General features: G+C 74.0%; 15 protein-coding genes and 2 pseudogenes. 7 read left to right on the forward strand and 10 right to left on the reverse strand.

Translation table 11 applies throughout. The features are described 5' to 3' along the window. Positions 1-243: 243 nt before the first annotated feature. From AC3IX6_RS35190 to dhaK, 8 genes and pseudogenes are all read right to left on the reverse strand, one after another. On the reverse strand, positions 244-1,098 hold the full coding sequence (locus tag AC3IX6_RS35190) for an STM4011 family radical SAM protein (RefSeq protein ID WP_489367324.1): 855 nt from the start codon (positions 1,096-1,098) through the stop codon (positions 244-246). 65 nt (positions 1,099-1,163) lie between these two features. Further along, a complete protein-coding gene (locus tag AC3IX6_RS35195; RefSeq protein WP_489367325.1) occupies positions 1,164-2,516 on the reverse strand; it encodes an STM4012 family radical SAM protein in 1,353 nt (450 codons plus the stop codon). Continuing rightward, positions 2,513-3,332, reverse strand: a pseudogene (locus AC3IX6_RS35200) (STM4013/SEN3800 family hydrolase). The gene AC3IX6_RS35195 and the pseudogene AC3IX6_RS35200 overlap by 4 nt, the downstream one beginning before the upstream one ends. Before the next feature lie 79 nt (positions 3,333-3,411). Continuing rightward, positions 3,412-4,593, reverse strand: coding sequence for an STM4014 family protein (locus AC3IX6_RS35205; RefSeq protein WP_489367326.1), 1,182 nt, complete (start codon positions 4,591-4,593; stop codon positions 3,412-3,414). Further along, the gene (locus AC3IX6_RS35210; RefSeq protein ID WP_489367327.1) at positions 4,590-5,549 is read right to left on the reverse strand and encodes an STM4015 family protein; all 960 of its coding nucleotides are present in this window, start codon (positions 5,547-5,549) and stop codon (positions 4,590-4,592) included. The genes AC3IX6_RS35205 and AC3IX6_RS35210 overlap by 4 nt, the downstream gene beginning before the upstream one ends. Before the next feature lie 269 nt (positions 5,550-5,818). Further along, positions 5,819-6,328 carry a PTS-dependent dihydroxyacetone kinase phosphotransferase subunit DhaM gene (locus tag AC3IX6_RS35215; protein WP_489371656.1) on the reverse strand — a complete coding sequence of 170 codons (510 nt, stop codon included), beginning with the start codon at positions 6,326-6,328 and terminating at the stop codon, positions 5,819-5,821. After that, positions 6,302-6,922 (reverse strand): annotated as a pseudogene (gene dhaL, locus AC3IX6_RS35220) (dihydroxyacetone kinase subunit DhaL); the annotation flags it as partial. The pseudogene dhaL and the gene AC3IX6_RS35215, both read right to left, overlap by 27 nt. 117 nt (positions 6,923-7,039) lie before the next feature. Beyond that, a complete protein-coding gene (gene dhaK, locus AC3IX6_RS35225) occupies positions 7,040-8,047 on the reverse strand; it encodes a dihydroxyacetone kinase subunit DhaK (protein ID WP_489367328.1) in 1,008 nt (335 codons plus the stop codon). A gap of 301 nt (positions 8,048-8,348) precedes the next feature. On the opposite strand from dhaK, the gene AC3IX6_RS35230 reads away from it, so the two are divergent. Continuing rightward, positions 8,349-9,461 (forward strand): glycerol dehydrogenase, encoded by a 1,113-nt coding sequence (locus tag AC3IX6_RS35230; RefSeq protein WP_489367329.1) that lies wholly within the window; start codon positions 8,349-8,351, stop codon positions 9,459-9,461. A gap of 45 nt (positions 9,462-9,506) precedes the next feature. Here AC3IX6_RS35230 and AC3IX6_RS35235 read toward each other — a convergent pair whose 3' ends face one another. Then, positions 9,507-11,987: a SpoIIE family protein phosphatase gene (locus AC3IX6_RS35235; protein ID WP_489367330.1), complete on the reverse strand. Its 2,481-nt coding sequence runs from the start codon at positions 11,985-11,987 to the stop codon at positions 9,507-9,509. 161 nt (positions 11,988-12,148) lie between these two features. On the opposite strand from AC3IX6_RS35235, the gene AC3IX6_RS35240 reads away from it, so the two are divergent. The 4 genes from AC3IX6_RS35240 (at position 12,149) to AC3IX6_RS35255 (ending at position 15,537) form a co-directional block, all read left to right on the forward strand. Next, positions 12,149-12,559, forward strand: coding sequence for a methylglyoxal synthase (locus AC3IX6_RS35240; RefSeq protein WP_489367331.1), 411 nt, complete (start codon positions 12,149-12,151; stop codon positions 12,557-12,559). A gap of 184 nt (positions 12,560-12,743) precedes the next feature. Continuing rightward, positions 12,744-12,971 carry a FeoA family protein gene (locus AC3IX6_RS35245; protein ID WP_250739058.1) on the forward strand — a complete coding sequence of 76 codons (228 nt, stop codon included), beginning with the start codon at positions 12,744-12,746 and terminating at the stop codon, positions 12,969-12,971. Next, positions 12,968-15,178 (forward strand): ferrous iron transporter B, encoded by a 2,211-nt coding sequence (gene feoB, locus AC3IX6_RS35250; protein ID WP_489367332.1) that lies wholly within the window; start codon positions 12,968-12,970, stop codon positions 15,176-15,178. The genes AC3IX6_RS35245 and feoB overlap by 4 nt, the downstream gene beginning before the upstream one ends. Then, positions 15,175-15,537: a helix-turn-helix domain-containing protein gene (locus AC3IX6_RS35255; RefSeq protein ID WP_489367333.1), complete on the forward strand. Its 363-nt coding sequence runs from the start codon at positions 15,175-15,177 to the stop codon at positions 15,535-15,537. The genes feoB and AC3IX6_RS35255 overlap by 4 nt, the downstream gene beginning before the upstream one ends. Positions 15,538-15,760: 223 nt before the next feature. Here the strand turns inward: AC3IX6_RS35255 and AC3IX6_RS35260 are convergent, their stop codons facing one another. Then, positions 15,761-15,928, reverse strand: coding sequence for a hypothetical protein (locus AC3IX6_RS35260; RefSeq protein ID WP_489367334.1), 168 nt, complete (start codon positions 15,926-15,928; stop codon positions 15,761-15,763). A gap of 153 nt (positions 15,929-16,081) precedes the next feature. On the opposite strand from AC3IX6_RS35260, the gene AC3IX6_RS35265 reads away from it, so the two are divergent. Then, the gene (locus tag AC3IX6_RS35265) at positions 16,082-16,801 is read left to right on the forward strand and encodes a class I SAM-dependent methyltransferase (RefSeq protein ID WP_489367335.1); all 720 of its coding nucleotides are present in this window, start codon (positions 16,082-16,084) and stop codon (positions 16,799-16,801) included. 118 nt (positions 16,802-16,919) lie between these two features. Continuing rightward, complete coding sequence (locus AC3IX6_RS35270; RefSeq protein ID WP_489367336.1) at positions 16,920-17,516, forward strand: fascin domain-containing protein; 597 nt, start codon at positions 16,920-16,922, stop codon at positions 17,514-17,516. Positions 17,517-17,594: the final 78 nt, after the last annotated feature.

Raw genomic sequence — 17,594 nt, forward strand, 5'->3', positions numbered from 1 at the left:
GAGCGGTATCGCCTCCGGGGCGGTGGTGGGCACGTCTGGTTCGGTGGCTCCCGGGCCGAATGGAATATCCGCGAGATCCGCAGGTCAATAGCTGTTCACCTGCGGATTTCGTCGTCCGGAGGCGGGTCGGCTGCCGTGTGCGTCATGAACGCCGTGTAAACGCTGCGCGATCACCGTGTGCGATAACCGCAGGTGACCGTGGGTGAATTTCCCTCTGCTTTGCCCACCCGCCGTCCTTCCGTGTCATGGGGCGGAAGGGGAGGCCGGGATCCGCTCCAGGACGCCGCCCGCGAAGACGTCGTAGAGCGGGAGCGTCTCCAGGTGGACGTAGCCGATGTGGCATTCGCAGACCGCCAGGGGGCAGGCGCGCGGGCGCAGGGCGGCCCGGTACGAGCCGTCGTAGAGGTTGCCCAGCTCCGCCTTGACGAAGTGACAGCGCCGGACCGTGCCGGCGCCGTCCACCGAGATCACCGAGGCACCCGTGCGGCACGGCAGGCCCGCCGAGCGGTGCGGGTGGCGGCTGAACGGGAAGAGCGGGTCCAGGGCGGTCCACTCGGCCGCCTCCGGGTCGGTGTACGCGTGCCCCTCCGCCGCGTTGACCCACAGGTACACCTCGGGCGGCAGCGCGGCGCGCAGCCGGCGGGCCTCCGTGAGGTGGTCGGGCAGGCCGACCACGCCCACGCTGAACCGCACCCCGGCGGCGGCCAGTTCCCGGCACTTCCCCAGGAAGCGGTCGTACGGGGTCTGCCCCGGGTGGTACGTGCACCAGAGCGCGAGCGTGTCCAGGTCTGCCCCGGCGGTCCAGCCGGTGCGGCCGCTCAGGTTGGTCTGGATCGCGACCCGGCGCACGTGCGGCAGGTGCGACAGCTCCACCAGGGCGCGCCGGTACCAGGAGCGGACCAGGCCCTCGCCCCACGGGGTGAACAGGACGGACAGCCGGTCGCCGGTGTTCCCGGCCGCCCACCCGGTGAACCGTTCCAGGGCGGCCCGGTCGGCGGCCAGCAGCTCCCGGCTGTCGCGCCGTTTGGCGAACGGGCAGTAGGGACAGTCGTAGTCGCAGGAGGACAGCGGGCCCCGATAGAGCACGGTGAGGTCCATCGAGGCCCCGCTCAAGGCCCCGCCAAGGGCCGCGCTCGGTGCCCCGCTCAGTGCCCCGGCCCCCGTCACTTGCGCTCGTACGCGGCCATCGAGGCCCGTACGTCCGCCGAGAACAGTGCCGGGCCCGCGGCGTCCGAGTGCGCCAGCCCCTCCGGCGTCAGCCGCAGCAGCTCCGCGTCATCCACGAGCCAGCCGCGCTCCGCGAAGGCCGCCAGCTCGGCCGGGAAGTCCTCCCACGGACCGCTCCCGAACCGCTCCCGGTACTCGTCCACCGGCATCCCGTGCGCTTGGAGCAGGGACTGCAGCAGGTGTCGGCGCCGGGCCTCGTCCGCGTCGATCCGGCGGCCGTGCTCGGCCCGCGCGAAGTCCTCCTCGGGGCGGCTCACGTAGTCGTCGATGATGCCGCGGATCTCGCTCATGCCGACCGCGTAGTCGAAGGAGTAGTGCAGCTCGGCCGTGTAGGAGCGGGCCCCGCAGCCGAGGCCGATCATGCCGTCGGTCTGGCAGGCGCCCGCCGCGACGTCCTGGTCGGCGCCCTCCGCGGGCGCGTCCGCCCGGCGGAACATCCGCATCGACACCTGCTCGTACCCGGCGGCCAGCAGGTGGTCCCGTCCGGCCCGGTACAGCCGCAGTCGCTGTTCGTCCCATCCGGCGGTCGTGGACTCGCCCGGCCTGCGCCCCAGGCCCGTCAGGGGGCGCACGTACAGCGGGTAGAGGTAGAGCTCCTCCGGGCGCCAGGCGAGGGCCGCGTCCAGCGAGTGGCGCCAGCTCTCCGGCGTCTGCCCGTCGATGCCGTAGATCAAGTCGATGTTCAGGACCGGTATCGCGGCGTTCCGGATCCGGGCCAGCGCCGCCTCCACGTCCGCCCGCTTCTGCGGACGCACGGCCGAACGCGCCTCGGCGGGCACGAAGCTCTGCACGCCCAGGCTGAGCCGGGTCGTCCCCCGGTCGGCCAGCACGCCGAGCCGGTCCGCCGTAGCCGTGGCCGGCGAGGCCTCCACCGACAGCGGGACCGCCCGCAGATCGGCGCCCGCGCTCTTCTCCGCGATGTCGCAGAGCCGCTCCAGCTCGGAGGCCGTCAGGAAGGTCGGCGTCCCGCCGCCGAAGGCGGCCGCCGTGAACCGCACGGGCTCCTCGTCGCCCAGCGCGCGGCGCACCGCCGTCGCCTGCCGCTCCAGCGCGTCGAGATAGGCCGTGGTCAGCCCCTCCGGGGCGCCGATCCGGGTGAAGAGGTTGCAGAATCCGCAGCGCACCTCGCAGAAGGGAACGTGGAGGTAGAGCGAGAGCGAGTCCTTGGGCTGTTCCGCCCACAGCCCGCGCAGTTCCGGCCGCTCGGGCAGTGGCCGGTACGCCGTCTTGTGCGGATAGGCGTACACGTAACTCTCGTACGGAGTCGATGAGTTCGTCGCATGGTTCATCGGGGGCCGGGCTCCTCGTGGTTCAGGTGGAACTGTGCGTACGGGACCGTCCAGACCGCCTCGTGGGCGAGCCGGTGCCCCGTGTACCCGTCGTCCCCGTACGTGGTCCCGTGGTCGGAGCAGACGATCGCGAAGCAGCCGCGCCGCGACCGCATCGCGTCGAAGAGCCGCCCGATGTGCCGGTCGACGTACTCCAGTGCGGCCGCGTGCGTCTCCCACGAGTCCCCGTCCGCCGCGGTCGCCCCGGGGGAGTGGAACCAGTTGGGCTGGTGCATGGCCGACACGTTCAGGAAGAGGAACAGCCGTCGGTCGCGCGGCAGTTCGGCGACAACCCGCTCGGCGCGGGACACCTGCGCCTCGAAGGAGGTCGCCGACGCCACCCCGAACTCCGGTTCCCAGTGAGACTCCTGGAACATCCCGGGCAGTACGGAGCCCAGCGAGGCCGCCTTGTTGAAGAAGCCGACGCCCCCCCACGCACACGGTCCGGTAACCCGCCCCGGCCAGCCCCGACACCAGGTCCGGGGTGTCGAACACCCAGGTGCGCCCGGCGGTGGTCTCACTGCCCGGGAACCGGGCGGCGAACAGCCGCGGATGCGGGCCCGGCCCGTCGGGGGTGGGCAGGAAGCCGGCGAACATGGCCTGGTGGGAGGCGTAGGTGAAGCTCCCCGGCGCGTGCCGCCGCTCCCACGCCCCGCCGGGCAGGTGCGCCGCCAGGTTCGGGATCCGTCCCTCGGCGGCCAGCCGCGCGGCCACGTCGTGGCGCAACGTGTCGAGGGTGACGAGCAGCAGGTCGTCGCGGCCGACGACCTCGTTCATATCGGGGTCTGGCTCTGGTTCCGGGTCAGGGCCGGGGTCTGGTTCTGCTTCCGGGTCAGGGCCGGGGCCGGGCGCGGGGTCAGGGGTGGACGGGAGCGTGTGCATGCTGTTCCTGTCGTACGGCGGCCACTTGGGCCGCATAGGTGTCCTGGCCCGCGGCGGCCGAGCCGGGCAGTCCCGTCAGCCCGGGCAGCAGGTCCCCGAAAGCGTTGACCTCACCGACGGCGAAGCTCCGCCAGCCGAGGGCGGGCAGCAGGTCGACCCCGACGCAGAGCGTGCGCGGGAAGGCGGACGCGGCCCGCTCGCAGACGGCGAGCGCGTCCGCCTCCCAGCGGCCGCCCGCGGCCGTCACCGCGGCGACGGCCGCGCCGAGATCGCCGCGGGCACCGCCGAGGTGCAGGTTCGTGAGCGGACCGGCCGCGGTGCGGACCACGGCGTGGGTGGCCCGGCCGCCGATGACGACCACCCGCAGATCGGCGGAGCGCCCCTGCTGGGAGGCCTTCGGCAGCCACCGCTCGATGTGCAGGCCGTCGGGGGCGAGGGCGTCGACGATGGCGCCGATCACCCGCTCGTCCTCGTACCGCCGCAGGCGCAGCGAATTGTGCAGCGCCCCCGAAGGGGCCCGCTCCACGGAGGTGGTGGCGCGGATCCGGCCGCCCGCGCCCGTCTCCACCGCGAGCACCCCGGAGGCCGAGGAGCCGTGCGCGAGCTTCACGAACGCCCGGCGGTAGCCGGGGAGGGCGAGGACCGCCCGGACCTCCTCCCAGCCGCGCACCGGGGCGCGGACGGCGGCCGGGCCCGAGGTCGGGGAGGCCGGGACGGGCGTCCCGGCGGCCGCCAGCACCCCGTGGCAGAGCCGCTTGTCGAAGAGCACCGCGAGCTCGTCCGGATCGCCCGTCAGCGTGCCGCCGGCCGAGCGCACCCCCTCCGCGACCAGCCGCACCGCCTCGGTGAACCGGTGGTACCAGCGTCCCGTGCCCTCGACGCGGGTCGCATCGGCGGCCCCGCGCAGCAGGCGCTCCACCTCGGGGTCCTCGCCGGGCGAGTCGATGCGTACGCACTCGCCCGCCCGGAAGACGGCCCGGCCGGTCAGCACGTCCAGCCAGGGAACCACCCGCGCTCCGGGCAGTCCGGCGGCGCGCACGGCGTCCTGGAACAGGGTGACCCGGCGGTTGCCCGGATTGCCGACGACGGCGAAGGGCGCGGCGGGGCAGACGGCGGGCGCGTCGGCGGGAGCGCCGGCGGGAGCCGTACGGCTCACTCCGCCACCGCGACGTAGCGGTACTCGGTCTTCTCGCCATCGTCGTCCACGTCCGCACTCTGCGGGTCGCCGAGGTCGACCTCCACGCCGTGCGGGGCGAGCGCCGCGCGGAGCCGCTCGCGGAGCGGCTCGCTGACGTAGTGGTGGTGCAGGTCCAGCTTGCCGAGGTGGGTGAGCGGGCGGCCCGCCAGCAGCGCTTCGACGCCCGCGTCGTCCAGGATCCCCATCGAGAGGTCCAGCACCTCCAGTCGCTCGACGACCGGAGCGGCCGCGAGCGCGGCGGCGACCTCGTTCTGGATCTCGCTGTTGCGCAGCGCGAGCCGGCGCAGGGACGGCAGCCGCTCCCCGGTCAGGAACGGTTCCAGGTCGCCGGCCTCCGCGTCCCCGCCGTACTGGGGCGTGCCCAGCCACAGGTCGAGCTCGGTGAGCGCGGGCAGTTCGCTCGCGGCGACCCCGCGCACCACCTCCCGGGGCAGCCCGCCGGCCTCGACGCGGAGCACGCGCAGCGCCTCGTGCCGCACGGGCGGGAAGGCCAGGCCCTCGCCGCCGCGCACGCCGAACTCCTCCAGCGCGGGATACGCCCGCAGCAGCGGGCCCACGTCCGACTGGTTGATCCAGGAGATCTCGCACTCCTCGAAGGTGATGTCACCGACGAACAGCGCCCGCAGTGCGGGGAACTTCGGAGCGGCTTCGACGAGCGCCTCGACGATCCCGGCGCTGGAGGCCTCGTACGCCTCGGACCAGCCGCCCACGATCAGGGCGCGCACCTGCCGGGTGTCCACGGACCCGGTGAACCGGGCGAAGGCCTGCGGCCACTCCTCCTCGGCGTCGTAGGTGTCCACCGAGATCCGCCAGGCCACGGCTCCGGGCTCCGGCAGGGCGCGGGTGTCCTTCGGCCCCGGGAAGTCGAAGGCGGGCAGGCCGCCGAACTCGCTCAGGTGGGTCCCGATGGTCATGTGCCCAGCTCCTGACGGTATGGCCGGTGGTGATGCCCGGCCGTGCGTGTCGTCCGACAACAGTTCTACCAAGCCCCACCGACACTCACGGCGGCCGGAGTCCGCCAGTCCGCGGCCGGCGCACGGCCGGGCCGCGGATCTTCCTGGGTGTCATGCGCCCGACGCTGCCAGGGCGGGGTACGGGCGGGTGCCCGCACTGGCACGTGCCCGTGAACGCCGGTGGGCGGCCCTCCTCCAGAGGGGCCGCCCATCGGCGCGCGACGTCCGGGTCAGCGCTTGCGGTAGCCGCGCGCGTCCTCCGCGGCGGCCAGGACGGCGTCGAGGTCGCCGCCGATCGCCGAGGTCAGGGTGATCGCCACGGCGCCCTCCAGGAACGGCGCGTCCACGATCCGGGCGCCTTCGGGCAGGGGCGAGGGCTCCTCGCCCAGCAGGGCGTTCACCGTCAGCACCGCACTGCCCATGTCACACAGCACGGCCACGCCCCGGCCCTCGTCCACCGACCGGGCGGCCGCCGTGATCAGCTCCGCGCTGGTGCCGATCCCGCCGTCGGGGGTGCCGCCCGCGACCGCCAGCGGAGCCGGCTCCACCGAGCCGATCAGCGCGCCCGCCAGGGCGGCCACGGACTCCGCGACCGCCTTGCTGTGCGAGACGAGCACGATGCCGACGCGGCCGGTACGGGTCTTCGGCGCCTGCCGTTCCATCGGCTCCGCGGCCACGGCCGGCTCCTCGGGGGCGAGTTCCGCCTCGGGCGCGTCGACCGCGGCGCGCAGGGCCTCCATGAGCAGGGCCACGGAGTTGGCCCCGGCGTCCTGGTGGCCGATGCTGCGCTCGCCGAGGTAACTGGCCCGGCCCTTGCGGGCTTCGAGCGGTTCGGTGGCGTCGGCGCCCGCGCGGGCCGCCCGTACGGCTTCGTCCAGGGCCTCGCGCAGCGGCCGGTCCGCCGCGGCGGATTCGGCCAGCGCCGTCACCGCCGGGGCCAGGGCGTCCACCAGGGTGGCGTCACCGAGCTCGGCGCCGCCCAGCTTCTGCACCGACTTGAGCCCGGCTCCGAGCGCGGCGCCCAGCTCCGCCACGGTCGGCGCCCCGGTGTGGCCGAGCACCTTGCCCGTGCGGCGCAGGGCGGTGCCGAACAGCGGGCCGGAGGCGCCGCCCACGGTGTTCGTCAAGGTGGCGCCGGCCAGCGTCAGCAGCGCCCCCGGAGTGGCGGGCCGCTGCTCGGCCACGGCCGCGCCGACGGCGCCGAAGCCCCGTACCAGATTGGCCCCGTGGTCCCCGTCGCCGATGACCGCGTCCAGCTCGGTGAGGCGCGCGCTGTCCCGCCGCACGAGGCGGTTGGTCTCGGCGATCCAGCGGCGGAAGTAGGCGGTGTCCATGGGGGTGTCCAGCGCGGCGGCCGGGGGCGCGGAGGGCGTGGAGGTGGTCGGGCTGGCGGGCGTGGCGGTCATGGAGAAGGGCTCCTGGAAAGTGTCGGGAGGGAAGAGCGGGCGGGGTCAGCAGCCCCAGCGCAGGGACGGGGTGTCCACCGGCGCGTCCCACAGGCGCAGCAGCTCCTCGTCGGCGCGGCACAGGGTGAGGGTGCAGCCGGCCATGTCCAGGCTGGTGACGTAGTTGCCGACCAGGGACCGGGCCACGGTGATCCCGCGCTCGCCGAGCACCCGCTCGACCTCCGCGCGCATGATGTACAGCTCCACGGGCGGGGTCCCGCCCAGGCCGTTGACGAGGAGGATGACGGGGGCGCCGGCCGCCTCCGGAAGATCGTCGAGGATGGCGTCGAGCATCGCCTCGGCGGTCTCGGCGGCGGTCATGATCGTGCGGCGTTCGCGGCCGGGCTCGCCGTGGATGCCGATGCCCAGCTCGATCTCGTCCTCGCCGAGGGCGAAGTTGGGGCTGCCCTTGGCGGGGGTGGTGCAGGAGCTCAGGGCGACGCCGTAACTGCGCGCGTTCGCATTGACCTTGCGGGCGACCGCGGCCACCTCGGCGAGCGGAGCACCCTCTTCGGCGAGCGCGCCCGCGATCTTCTCCACGAACAGGGTGGCGCCGGTGCCGCGCCGGCCGGGCCCGTGCTCGGTCCGGGCGACGGCCACGTCGTCGTCCACGACGACCTGCTCGACCTTGACGCCCTCGTCCTCGCAGTCCTCCGCCGCCATCGTGAAGTTGAGGATGTCGCCCGTGTAGTTCTTCACGATGTGCAGGACGCCCGCACCCGCGTCGACCGCACAGGTCGCGGCCGCGATGTTGTCCGGCACCGGGGAGGTGAACACCGGTCCGGCCACGGCCGCCGCCAGCATGCCGCGCCCGACGAACCCGGCGTGCAGCGGCTCGTGCCCGCTGCCGCCGCCCGACAGGAGCGCGACCTTCCCGGCCGGCTCCCCGGCCGCTCCGGCGGCCCGCGTGACGATGCCCTTCTCCGCCTCGACGCGGAGCCCCGGGTGAGCGGCGGCCATTCCGCGCAGTGCGTCGGAGACGACACTCTCGGGGGAATTGATGAGCTTCTTCACGGGGGCCTCTTTCCTTGAAAGGGGAACGCGGAACGGGTAACTCGTCACGCCGGTCCGGAGCGGAAATAGGAATTGCGGGACGGTATTAAGTCGGCACCGTCGCCGATCCGCCACCGCTTCCGGGGCACTTGGCTGGAACTTTACCCCGGTGAACCTGTGGAACAGTTCGGGTCCTTGGTCCCGGATCGGGGCGCGGAAGGGCCCGTCCGCAAGGGGGACCGTGCATATCTCGGGTGCGGCCGAAATCCGTGATAGGGATGAATAAGCAAGCGGAAATGAATTCGCAATGAGGAGGATTCACGTGAAGACCGTCGGTACGCGCATGATGATCAGCCCGCCGAAGTACGTGCAGGGCGCCGGGGCGATGAACGACCTGGGCGAGCACACGGCCCGCCTCGGGACGAACGCCGTGGTCCTCGCGGACAAGGGTGTCTGGGGCTTCGTGGACACGGCCGTCACCGCTTCCCTCTCCGGAGCCGGGGTCAAGCTGACCAAGGAGGTCTTCGGCGGGCTCTGCACCCAGAAGGAGATCGACCGGGTCGCCGCGGCCGCCCGGGCCGCCGGCGCGGACGTCATCATCGGCATCGGCGGCGGCACCGCCATCGACACGGCGAAGGCCGTGGGCCACGCGCTCGGCGACATCGCCGTCGTGTCCGCGCCCACGGTGGCCTCCACCGACGCGCCGACCAGCGCGCTCGCCGTGATCTACACGGAGTCGGGTGCCTTCGAGCGCTACTCCTTCTTCCAGCGCAACCCCAACCTGGTGCTCGTCGACACCGCGCTCGTCGCGGGCGCGCCCAGCCGCTTCATCGTCTCCGGCATGGGCGACGCGCTCGCCACCTGGTACGAGGCCCGGGTCTGCGTCGCCGCCCACCGGGTCGCCATGGCCGGCGGACTCGCCACCGAGGCCTCCCTCGCGCTGGCCCGGCTGTGCTGGGAGACCCTGATGGAGTACGGCCCCCAGGCCCGGCTGGCCGCCGAGGCGCACGTGGTCACCCCGGCGCTGGAGAAGGTCACCGAGGCCAACACGCTGCTCTCCGGCCTCGGTTTCGAATCCTGCGGCCTCGCCGCCGCGCACGGCATCCACAACGGGCTGACCGTCTCGCACAAGGTGCACGGCATGATGCACGGCGAGAAGGTCAACATCGGCACCCTCGCCCAGCTGGTCCTGGAAGGCGCCCCGACCGACGAGCTGGACACCTACCTGCGCTTCAGCCGCGCCGTCGGCCTGCCCACCACCCTCGCCGAGATCGGCCTCGGCGACCCGGACCGCGAGGAGCTCCTCGCGATCGGGCGCGCGGCCACCGCGGAGGGCGAGACCACGCACAACATGCCGTTCCCGGTGTCCCCGGAGATGGTCGCCGACGCCCTGATCGCGGGCGATTCCTACGCCCGCGCCTACGCCAGGAGGTAGCGGCGAAGGCGGGGCGCGGGCTGCTCGTCGAGGGCGGCCCGCGCCCTACGGGGCCGTCCTACGGGGCTCCGCGCGCGGGCCGTCCCCCGCGCCGCGGGCCTCGTGGGGGACGGTCCGGTCCGGGTCGTGCCTCTCCGGGTCCTGGCTCTCCGGGTCAGCCCTCTCCGGGTCCGCCCGGCTCGGGTCCGGCCGGCTCGGGTCCGCCCGGCTCGGGTCCGGCCGCTCGGCGTCCGCCCGGTCCGGTGCGGCCACCTCCGGGGCGGACGTGCGGGACGCCAGCAGCAGGGCGATGTCGTCCGGCCGGTCCGTGGAGTGGCCCGCCTCGGCGACCAGCCGGTCCGCCGTCTCGGTCAGCGGAGCGGGACCCGCGTCCGCCAGTGCGGCGCGCAGCCGCTCCACTCCCAGGTCGATGTCCGTGCCCGGGATCTCCACCAGGCCGTCGGTGTACAGGGCGAGCACCGCCCCCGGCTCGATCCGCAGCCGGGTCACCGGATAGGTGGCCCCGGCGTCGACGCCGAGCACCATCCCGCCCGCCAGGTCCAGCACCTCCGTCCGGCCGCCCGGATGCCGCAGCAGCGGCTGGGGATGCCCGGCCCGGACGGCGAGGGCGAGGCCGGACGCCGGGTCGAGCAGGACGTAGCAACAGCTCGCGAACTGACCCGGGTCGAGGTCGATGAGCAGCTCGTTCGTGCCGCGCATCACCTGCTCCGGTGTATTGCCTCCGAGCGTGAAGGCCCGTACGGCGCTGCGCAGTTGGCCCATCGTGGCCGCGGCCGCCACCCCGTGCCCCTGGACGTCTCCGATGATCAGTGCGAGCTGCCCGCCGCCCGCCTCGATGACGTCGTACCAGTCGCCGCCGACGTCCATCCCGGCGGTGCCGGGCAGGTACCGCCCGACCGTGACCACGTTCTCCCGCACCGGCAGCCGGTGCGGGAGCAGCGCCGCCTGGAGCCCGCGGGCCAGCGCGGATTCGCTGTCGTAGCGCCGGGCCCGCTCCAGCGCCTGCGCGATCAGCCCGGCCAGCGCGGTGAGCACCGTACGCTCCTCCGGGCTGAACCCGCGCGGGGCGTCGAAGCCGAGGATGCACGAGCCGACGGGCCGGCCGGAGGCGATCAGGGGGAGGAAGGCGCGGGCGCCGACATCGGCGTCCAGCTCGATCCCCGGGTAGGCGGCGGCCAGGTGCTGCATCGACTCGAAGAACAGCGGACGGCCCGAGGTGAGGGTCTCCACCCCGGGCAGCCGCACGTCCAGCGCGACCCCGTCGAACCGGTCGAGGAAGCCCTGCGGGAAACCGGTCTCCCAGGCCAGGTGCAGGTGACCCTCGCCGAGCAGGTAGATCGCCAACTGCCGTCCGCCGAAGGCCGGGAGCAGCTCGTCGGTGACCACCATCGACACCTGGCGGGCCGTCACCGCCTCGGTCAGCGCGATCGCCAGGGCCACCGGCCGGTACAGGGCCGAAGCCCGGTCGGCGGGCGAACCCAGGCCCGGGGAGCCGAGCCCCGCGCCGGGCCGCATCAGCGACTCGGGTGCGTACGTGGGTGGTTCGGCCTCGGCGATGGTGACGGTGACCCCGTCGATCCCGGGATGCAGCCCCACCGAAAGCCAGTGGGCGGAGGGTTCGGATCCGCGCCGCGGGGCGTGGAAGTGCACCGGGGCGGGGGAAAGGAACACGGCTCGGAAGTGGTCCTCGTAGGCGGGGTGACCGAGCCAGGGCAGCGCCTCCCACAGCAGCCGCCCGGAGAGTTCCGCCCCGTTGGAACCGAGCAGGGTCGTGGCGGTGGAGCGGGCGCGGGAGTTGGTGAAGCCGATCACGCCCTGCCGGTCCACGGACAGGACGGCCAGGTCCAGCCGGTCCACGGCGGCGCGGGCACCGGTGGAGCGGTCCGAGGTGGCGCGGTCCACGGCGGAGCCGTCCGCGGGACTGCCCGGGCGGTCGCCCGGAGTCCGGCCTCCGGCGCCGCCCGTCGTGCCGTCCGCGGGGCCGCCCGCCGGGCCGGGACCGGGGAAGCACACCGGGTCGCCCTCCCAGGTCACGGCGGCCCCGCCCGCGGCGAGCGCGGCCAGTTCCCCGGCCAGCCGGGCGGCCACCGCGCGCAGCCGCTTCCGGTCGCCGGGCCCGACCGGGACTCCGGGGGTCGCGGGGCGCAGCACGAAGAGCACGCCGTAGCGCTCGCGGCCGCGGGTCACGGGCTCGTAGAGCGAGCCGAACGGGAACGGCAGGCCGGCCATCAGCTGGGGGAAGCGCCGCATCGCCGATTCCGCGTCCGGCAGGTGCACGGACTGGCCGGACCGGTACGCCTCGGCGACGGGGTACGGGCGGTTCACGTGCATCCGCCACCAGGGGCGGAACAGCGGGCCCGGCAGCCCGGTCACGGCCGCCATCAGCATGAGCCCTTCCGTGCCGGAGCGCAGGTAGATCCCGCCCGCGTACCCGCCGGCGGCCCCCACGGCATCGAGAGCGGCCCGCGCGAGCGCCTGGGCCGTGGCGTCGGTGACGGGGCCGCCGGTGTCCGGTCTCGCCGTCACCCCTCCAGAATGCGCTCGGGGTGGCGCTTCCGCACACCCCGCGGACGCTCCTTTCCGGCATCGCCTCCGCCGTCAATTCCGATTAACGGACGCGGGACGGCGCAATTCGGAATTCTGTGCCCTGAATGGCGGAAGGGATCATGCCGGGTTAGCGTCGGCTGATGATCGCTCTCGTGGCACATGACCAGAGGAAGAACGACCTGTTGAATTGGGTGCGGCGCAACCACCGTGCCGTGACCCGGCACGGACTGGTGGGAACCAGCTCCACCGCACGACTGCTCAGATCGGAACTGGGCTTGCGGATCAGGTCGGTTGAGTCCGGCCCGCACGGCGGGGACCAGCAGATCGGCTCGATGGTCATTTCCGGCGACGTCACCTCGCTCGTATTCTTCTGGGACCCGTTGTGGTCCGCCCCGCACGTTCACGACGTACTTGCCCTCGTACGCATTGCGGTGCTCCGCAATATCCCCGTCGCCCTGAATCCGGCGAGCGCGGAGGCCATGTCCGAGGACGGTTTCTCCTTCGAAAGCCACTCCGTCCCCCCGCTCGCGGCCGGCGCCCGCTCCCGCTAACGCGCCACGGCCACGGCCACCGCCGCCACCGGCCCGCCCCATCGCCCCCGGCCTTCGGCCGATCGGCCGAAGGCCGGGCGGGACCGGTGGGCTGAAAGGCCCTGCCGATCAGGGACTTTGCCCGGTCACCGCCCCTCCTCGGACTGCTTAGGTTTGCCTTAGTGGATTCGAACAAGGAGGTCCGGTGCCGTCGCTCAACGACAGCCGTCCAGGGACGACCGTACGCATCACGGGGATCGACCCCGGTCAGGCCGGCGGGAGCCGGCGCCGGCTGCTGGAGTTCGGCTTCGTACCGGGCGCGGACGTCACCGTGATCGCCCGGGGTGCGACCGGAGGCCTGCTCGTCGGGCTCGGCGACACCCGGGTCGCGCTGGACACCCGTACCGCCGGCCGGCTGAGGTGCGCCGGATGAGCTGTCACGCCACCGGGGCCGGGACCGGTGCGACCGCCACTGCGGACCGGCGGACCGGTACGCCGTTCGTCGCCCTCGTCGGCAATCCCAACGTCGGCAAGTCGACCCTTTTCAACGCCCTCACCGGCGCCCATCAGCGCGTCGGCAACTGGCCGGGCAAGACCGTCTCCGTCGCCCAGGGCGACTGGCGCACCGCGAGCGGCGGCCGCCCGCTGCGCATCGCCGACCTGCCCGGTTCGTACAGCCTGCTGCCCGACTCCCCGGACGAGGCGCTGGTGCGCGACGTGCTGACCGCGCCGGCGGGGGAGCGGCCCGACGCGGTGGTCTTCGCCCTCGACGCGGCCAACCCGGCCCGCAACCTGTACCTGCTCTCGCAGATCCTCGACACCGACATCCCCGTCGTGGTCGCGCTCACCATGACCGACGTCGCCGCCCGGCGCGGCGCACGCCCCGCCACGGAGGCGCTGGCCCGCGAGCTCGCGCTGCCCGTCGTACGGGTGGAAGGGCGCTCCGGGACCGGGCTGGACCTGCTCGCCGACACGGTCTGCGAGGCCCTGGACGCGAGTGGCCCTCGCCCCGGGCGGACCTCCGCCTGGGCGGCCGGCTCGCCCGTGGCGGCCGAACTGGCGGAGCTGGCCGAGGCGGCCTCCGGGCTGACTCCGCACCCCGCGCGGTGGCTGGCCGCGAGCCTGCTCTGCGGGGAGCGGCCGCCCGCGGTCCCGGCGGCGCTGGCCGAGCGGGCCGGGGCCGCGGCGGACCGCCTCGCGGCGGCCGCGGCGGCCGCGGAGCAAGGCCACCCCGACGGCGATCCCGACGCCGACGGCGATCCCGACGCCGACGGCGATCCCGACACCGACGGCGATCCCGACACCGATACCGACGCCGAGCTGCTCGTCGCCGAGGCCCGCTACGCCTGGGCACACGCCGTCATCGAACGCGCGGCGCCCCGCCCGGCCGGGGCCCGGCCCACCCTCACCGACCGGGTGGACCGGATGCTGCTCTCCCGCGGCTTCGGCATCCCGTTCTTCCTCGCCGTCATGTGGGGCGTCTTCCAGGCCACGACCGTCCTGGCCAAACCCCTCCAGGACGGCCTCGGCGACTTCGTCTCCGGACCCGTCAGCGGCGGCGCCGACCGGCTCCTGGAAGCCGTCCGCGCGCCCGGCTGGCTGACCGGACTGCTGGTCGACGGTCTGATCAACGGGGTGGGACAGCTACTCACCTTCGTCCCGCTGATGATCAGCATGTTCCTGCTGCTGGCCCTGCTGGAGGACTCCGGCTACTTCGCCCGCGCCGCCTTCGTCGCCGACCGCCTGATGCGCACGCTGAGGCTGCCCGGCCGCGCCTTCCTGCCGCTCGTCGTCGGCTTCGGCTGCAACGTCCCCGCCCTCGCCGGCACCCGGATCCTCAACCGCCGCTCGCACCGGATGCTCGTCGGCCTGCTCATCCCGTACATGAGCTGCACCGCCCGCCTCGCCGTCTACGTGATGATCGCGGGCGTCTTCTTCGGCTCGAACTCCGGCACCGTCGTCTTCTTCCTCTACGTCGCCTCCGTGCTGCTGGTGGTCGGCATGGGGCTGATCCTGCGCCCCCTGCTGTTCCGGGACATGAAGGAGGAACCGCTCGTCCTGGAGCTGCCCCCGTACCGGCTGCCCACCCTGCGGGTCACCGGCGCGCAGGTCCGGCAGAAGCTCGCCGCCTTCCTGCGCACCGCCGGCGGCATCATCGTCGCGACCGCGGCCGGCGTCTGGCTCCTCATGGCGGTTCCCGCCGCGGCCGGCCACGGAGGTTTCGGCAAGGTCGACGTCGAACAGAGCGTGTTCGGTACGGTCACCCGCGCCACGGCGCCCCTCGTGGCCCCGGCCGGCTTCGGCGACTGGCACGCCACGGCGGCGCTGGGCACCGGCCTGATCGCCAAGGAGGGCGTGATCTCCACCCTCGCCCAGACCTACTCGGCCGAGGAGGACGGCGATCCCAGGCTCACCGCGAGCCTGCACGCCACCTTCGAGGAATCCTCCGGCGGGCACCAGCGGGCGGCCGCCCTCGCCTTCCTGGTCTTCATCCTCGCCTACACCCCCTGCTTCGCCACCCTGGCCGCGCAGCGGGCCGAGATCGGCACCCGGCTGACCGCCATCGGCTTCGGCGTCCAACTGGCGGCGGCCTGGCTGCTGTCCGTCGGGGTCTTCCAGCTCGCGAGGCTGTGGTGGTGAGCAGGACCGGCGGGCCCGGGGAGACTGCTGCCACCGGCCCCGGCATGCTGCGCCGCATGCTGCGCGCCTTCGAGGAGGCGGCCCCCGGCGAGGGGCTCGCGCAGATCGCCGACCGGCTGGGCATCGACCGGGCCGAGGCGGCGGACCTCGCCGCGTACTGGGTCCGCAAGGGCCGGCTGCGCCGCGAGGAGATCGGCGGCCGGGACTGCGGAGGCTGCCTCGCCGCCACCCGCTCCTGCACGGCCTGCCCAGGCGGCGCCCTCCCTCCGGGCCCGGGCGGAGCCCCCGCTCCGGCCCGCCCGGTCCTGGTCGCCCTGAGCCCCGTACGCCCCGCACGGCCGGGGGCCCCGAACCATTAGGCCCTGACGGCCCGGTGCCGCTTCGCGTGCGACCAGGTCACCGCGGTCATCAGGCCCGGTATGGCCAGCAGCGGGGCGAGGCGAAGCCCCACACGGTCCGCGCCGCACCGCTCGACAGATGCGTACGGCTTTCGACGGTGAAGAGGACCACGAGTTGCGACAGTGCCCCCACGACCAGGAGGCCCGAAGCGGTCCAGGCGAGCGGGGCGAGCGGGGCGAGGACTCAGGGGCGCAGCGGCCGCCACCGGTCGCTGACCAGCAGCACCGGAAACAGGGCGGCCAGTTCGGCCAGGACGGCGAGCCCGACCACGTAGGCGATGCCGCAGCCCGGGATGTCGTAGACCTCGCGCAGCACCTGGTCGCCGTAGCCCACGTAGACGCCGGATGCCAAGGCGACGCGCCACAGGCCGGACGGGACGGCGCACAGGGCGACGGCGTGCGCGGCCCCGCAGGTCGTACGACTGATCCGAACGCCTCCCCCGTCCGGGGGAGGTCCGGGGGTGGGGGCCGTCGGCCGGGGCCGTGGGCGGGCAGGCTTGCGGACATGCGACAGCAGTACGACACCACGTCAACGTCCCCGCCGGCCTTCTCGGTCGCCGATGCCTTCACCCTGCGCACTGCCCTGGACGCCCTCGGCGGTGTCCGCGGTCTCGACACCCTGGACATGGCCTGCGGACACGGCAGCACCACCCGGCTGCTGGCGAGCGGCGGGGCGCGCAGGACGGTGGGCGTCGACAGCTGCCCCGAGCGCATCCGCCGGGCCCGGGAGTCCGGTGCGGACCTCGCGCACGCCGTCGAGTACGTCGTCGCGGACGCGGCGGCCGGCATGCCGGCCCTGGGGCCGTTCGACCTGGCCACCGCCGTGTACCTGTTCAACCAGGCCCACGACCGCACGGCCCTGCACGCCATGTTCCGCGCCGTGCGCGCCAACCTGCGCCCCGGCGGGCGGCTGCTCGCCATCGTGCCGAACCCGGGGGCCTTCCCCTACGCGGACTGGGCGCCGTACGGGATCAGCGTCGTCGAGCGCTCCCCCGGCGGGGACGCCCCCCTGCTGCGGGCCCGGCTGGAGACCGACCCGCCGGTGCCGTTCGAATGCCGCGAGTGGGCCCACGCCGACTTCGCGGAGGCCGCCGCCGACGCCGGCTTCGCCACCGTGACCTGGCAGCCGACCCGGACTCCGCCCGCGTGCGAGATCCGGGACGAGACCTACTGGGCCCGCTACCGCACGGCCCCCGTCGGCTCCCTGATGAACTGCGTGGCCTGAGGGGCGGGCCGACCCTTCGGCCCAGCCCGAAACGTTGGACGTCGCCGCCACGCAGCTTCCAAGCTCGTGTCACTCGCCGGATGGCTGAGCCCATCCTTGACGGAAGGACGTCCCGGTCGTGAAGCTCTGGAAGACATTCCTCATCGGCTTACTCGCCACCGTTCCGCTCACTCTGACCGGAGCGGCAGCGGCCGGCACGGCCCCGGCCGGCGCCGCGCCGGCCGATCCCACGCGCCGGGCAGCCATGACGGCGCTGAGTGCGGCTCAGCCCCTCGACACTGTCGACTGCTACGACAACATCACCATCAGGGGAGCGAACGGCCAGTTCGTCTCTGCCGAACTCGGGTACGCGGGAGCACGCTACGGCGAGCTGCGGGCTCGCGGTACGGCGATCGGCCCCTGGGAGCTGTTCGGCCTCTGCCGGACCCGGGACACCGGGTATACGGTCCTGTGGTCGGAGGCCAACGGCCTCATCGTCTCGGCGGAACTCGGTTACGGCGGGTCCGACTACGCGGAACTGCGTGCGCGCGCCACGGAGGTGGGTCCGTGGGAGGAGTTCTACACGTCCACCCCACCCGGTGAGGGGAACACGGCCTTCTGGTCCTACGCCAACGAGGGCTTCGTTTCCGCCGAACTCGGATACACCGGCGACGGCTACGCCAAGCTGCGAGCCCGCTCGTCGACCGCCGGTCCCTGGGAAACCTTCCGCTGGTAGTTCGCCCGGTTCACCCGAGCCGGTGGAGCTGAAGGGCTCGCGCCTGCGTGTCCGGCCCTACTCCGCGCCCCGCCCCGC

The sequence above is a fragment of the Streptomyces sp. GL_141 genome (assembly GCF_057834385.1).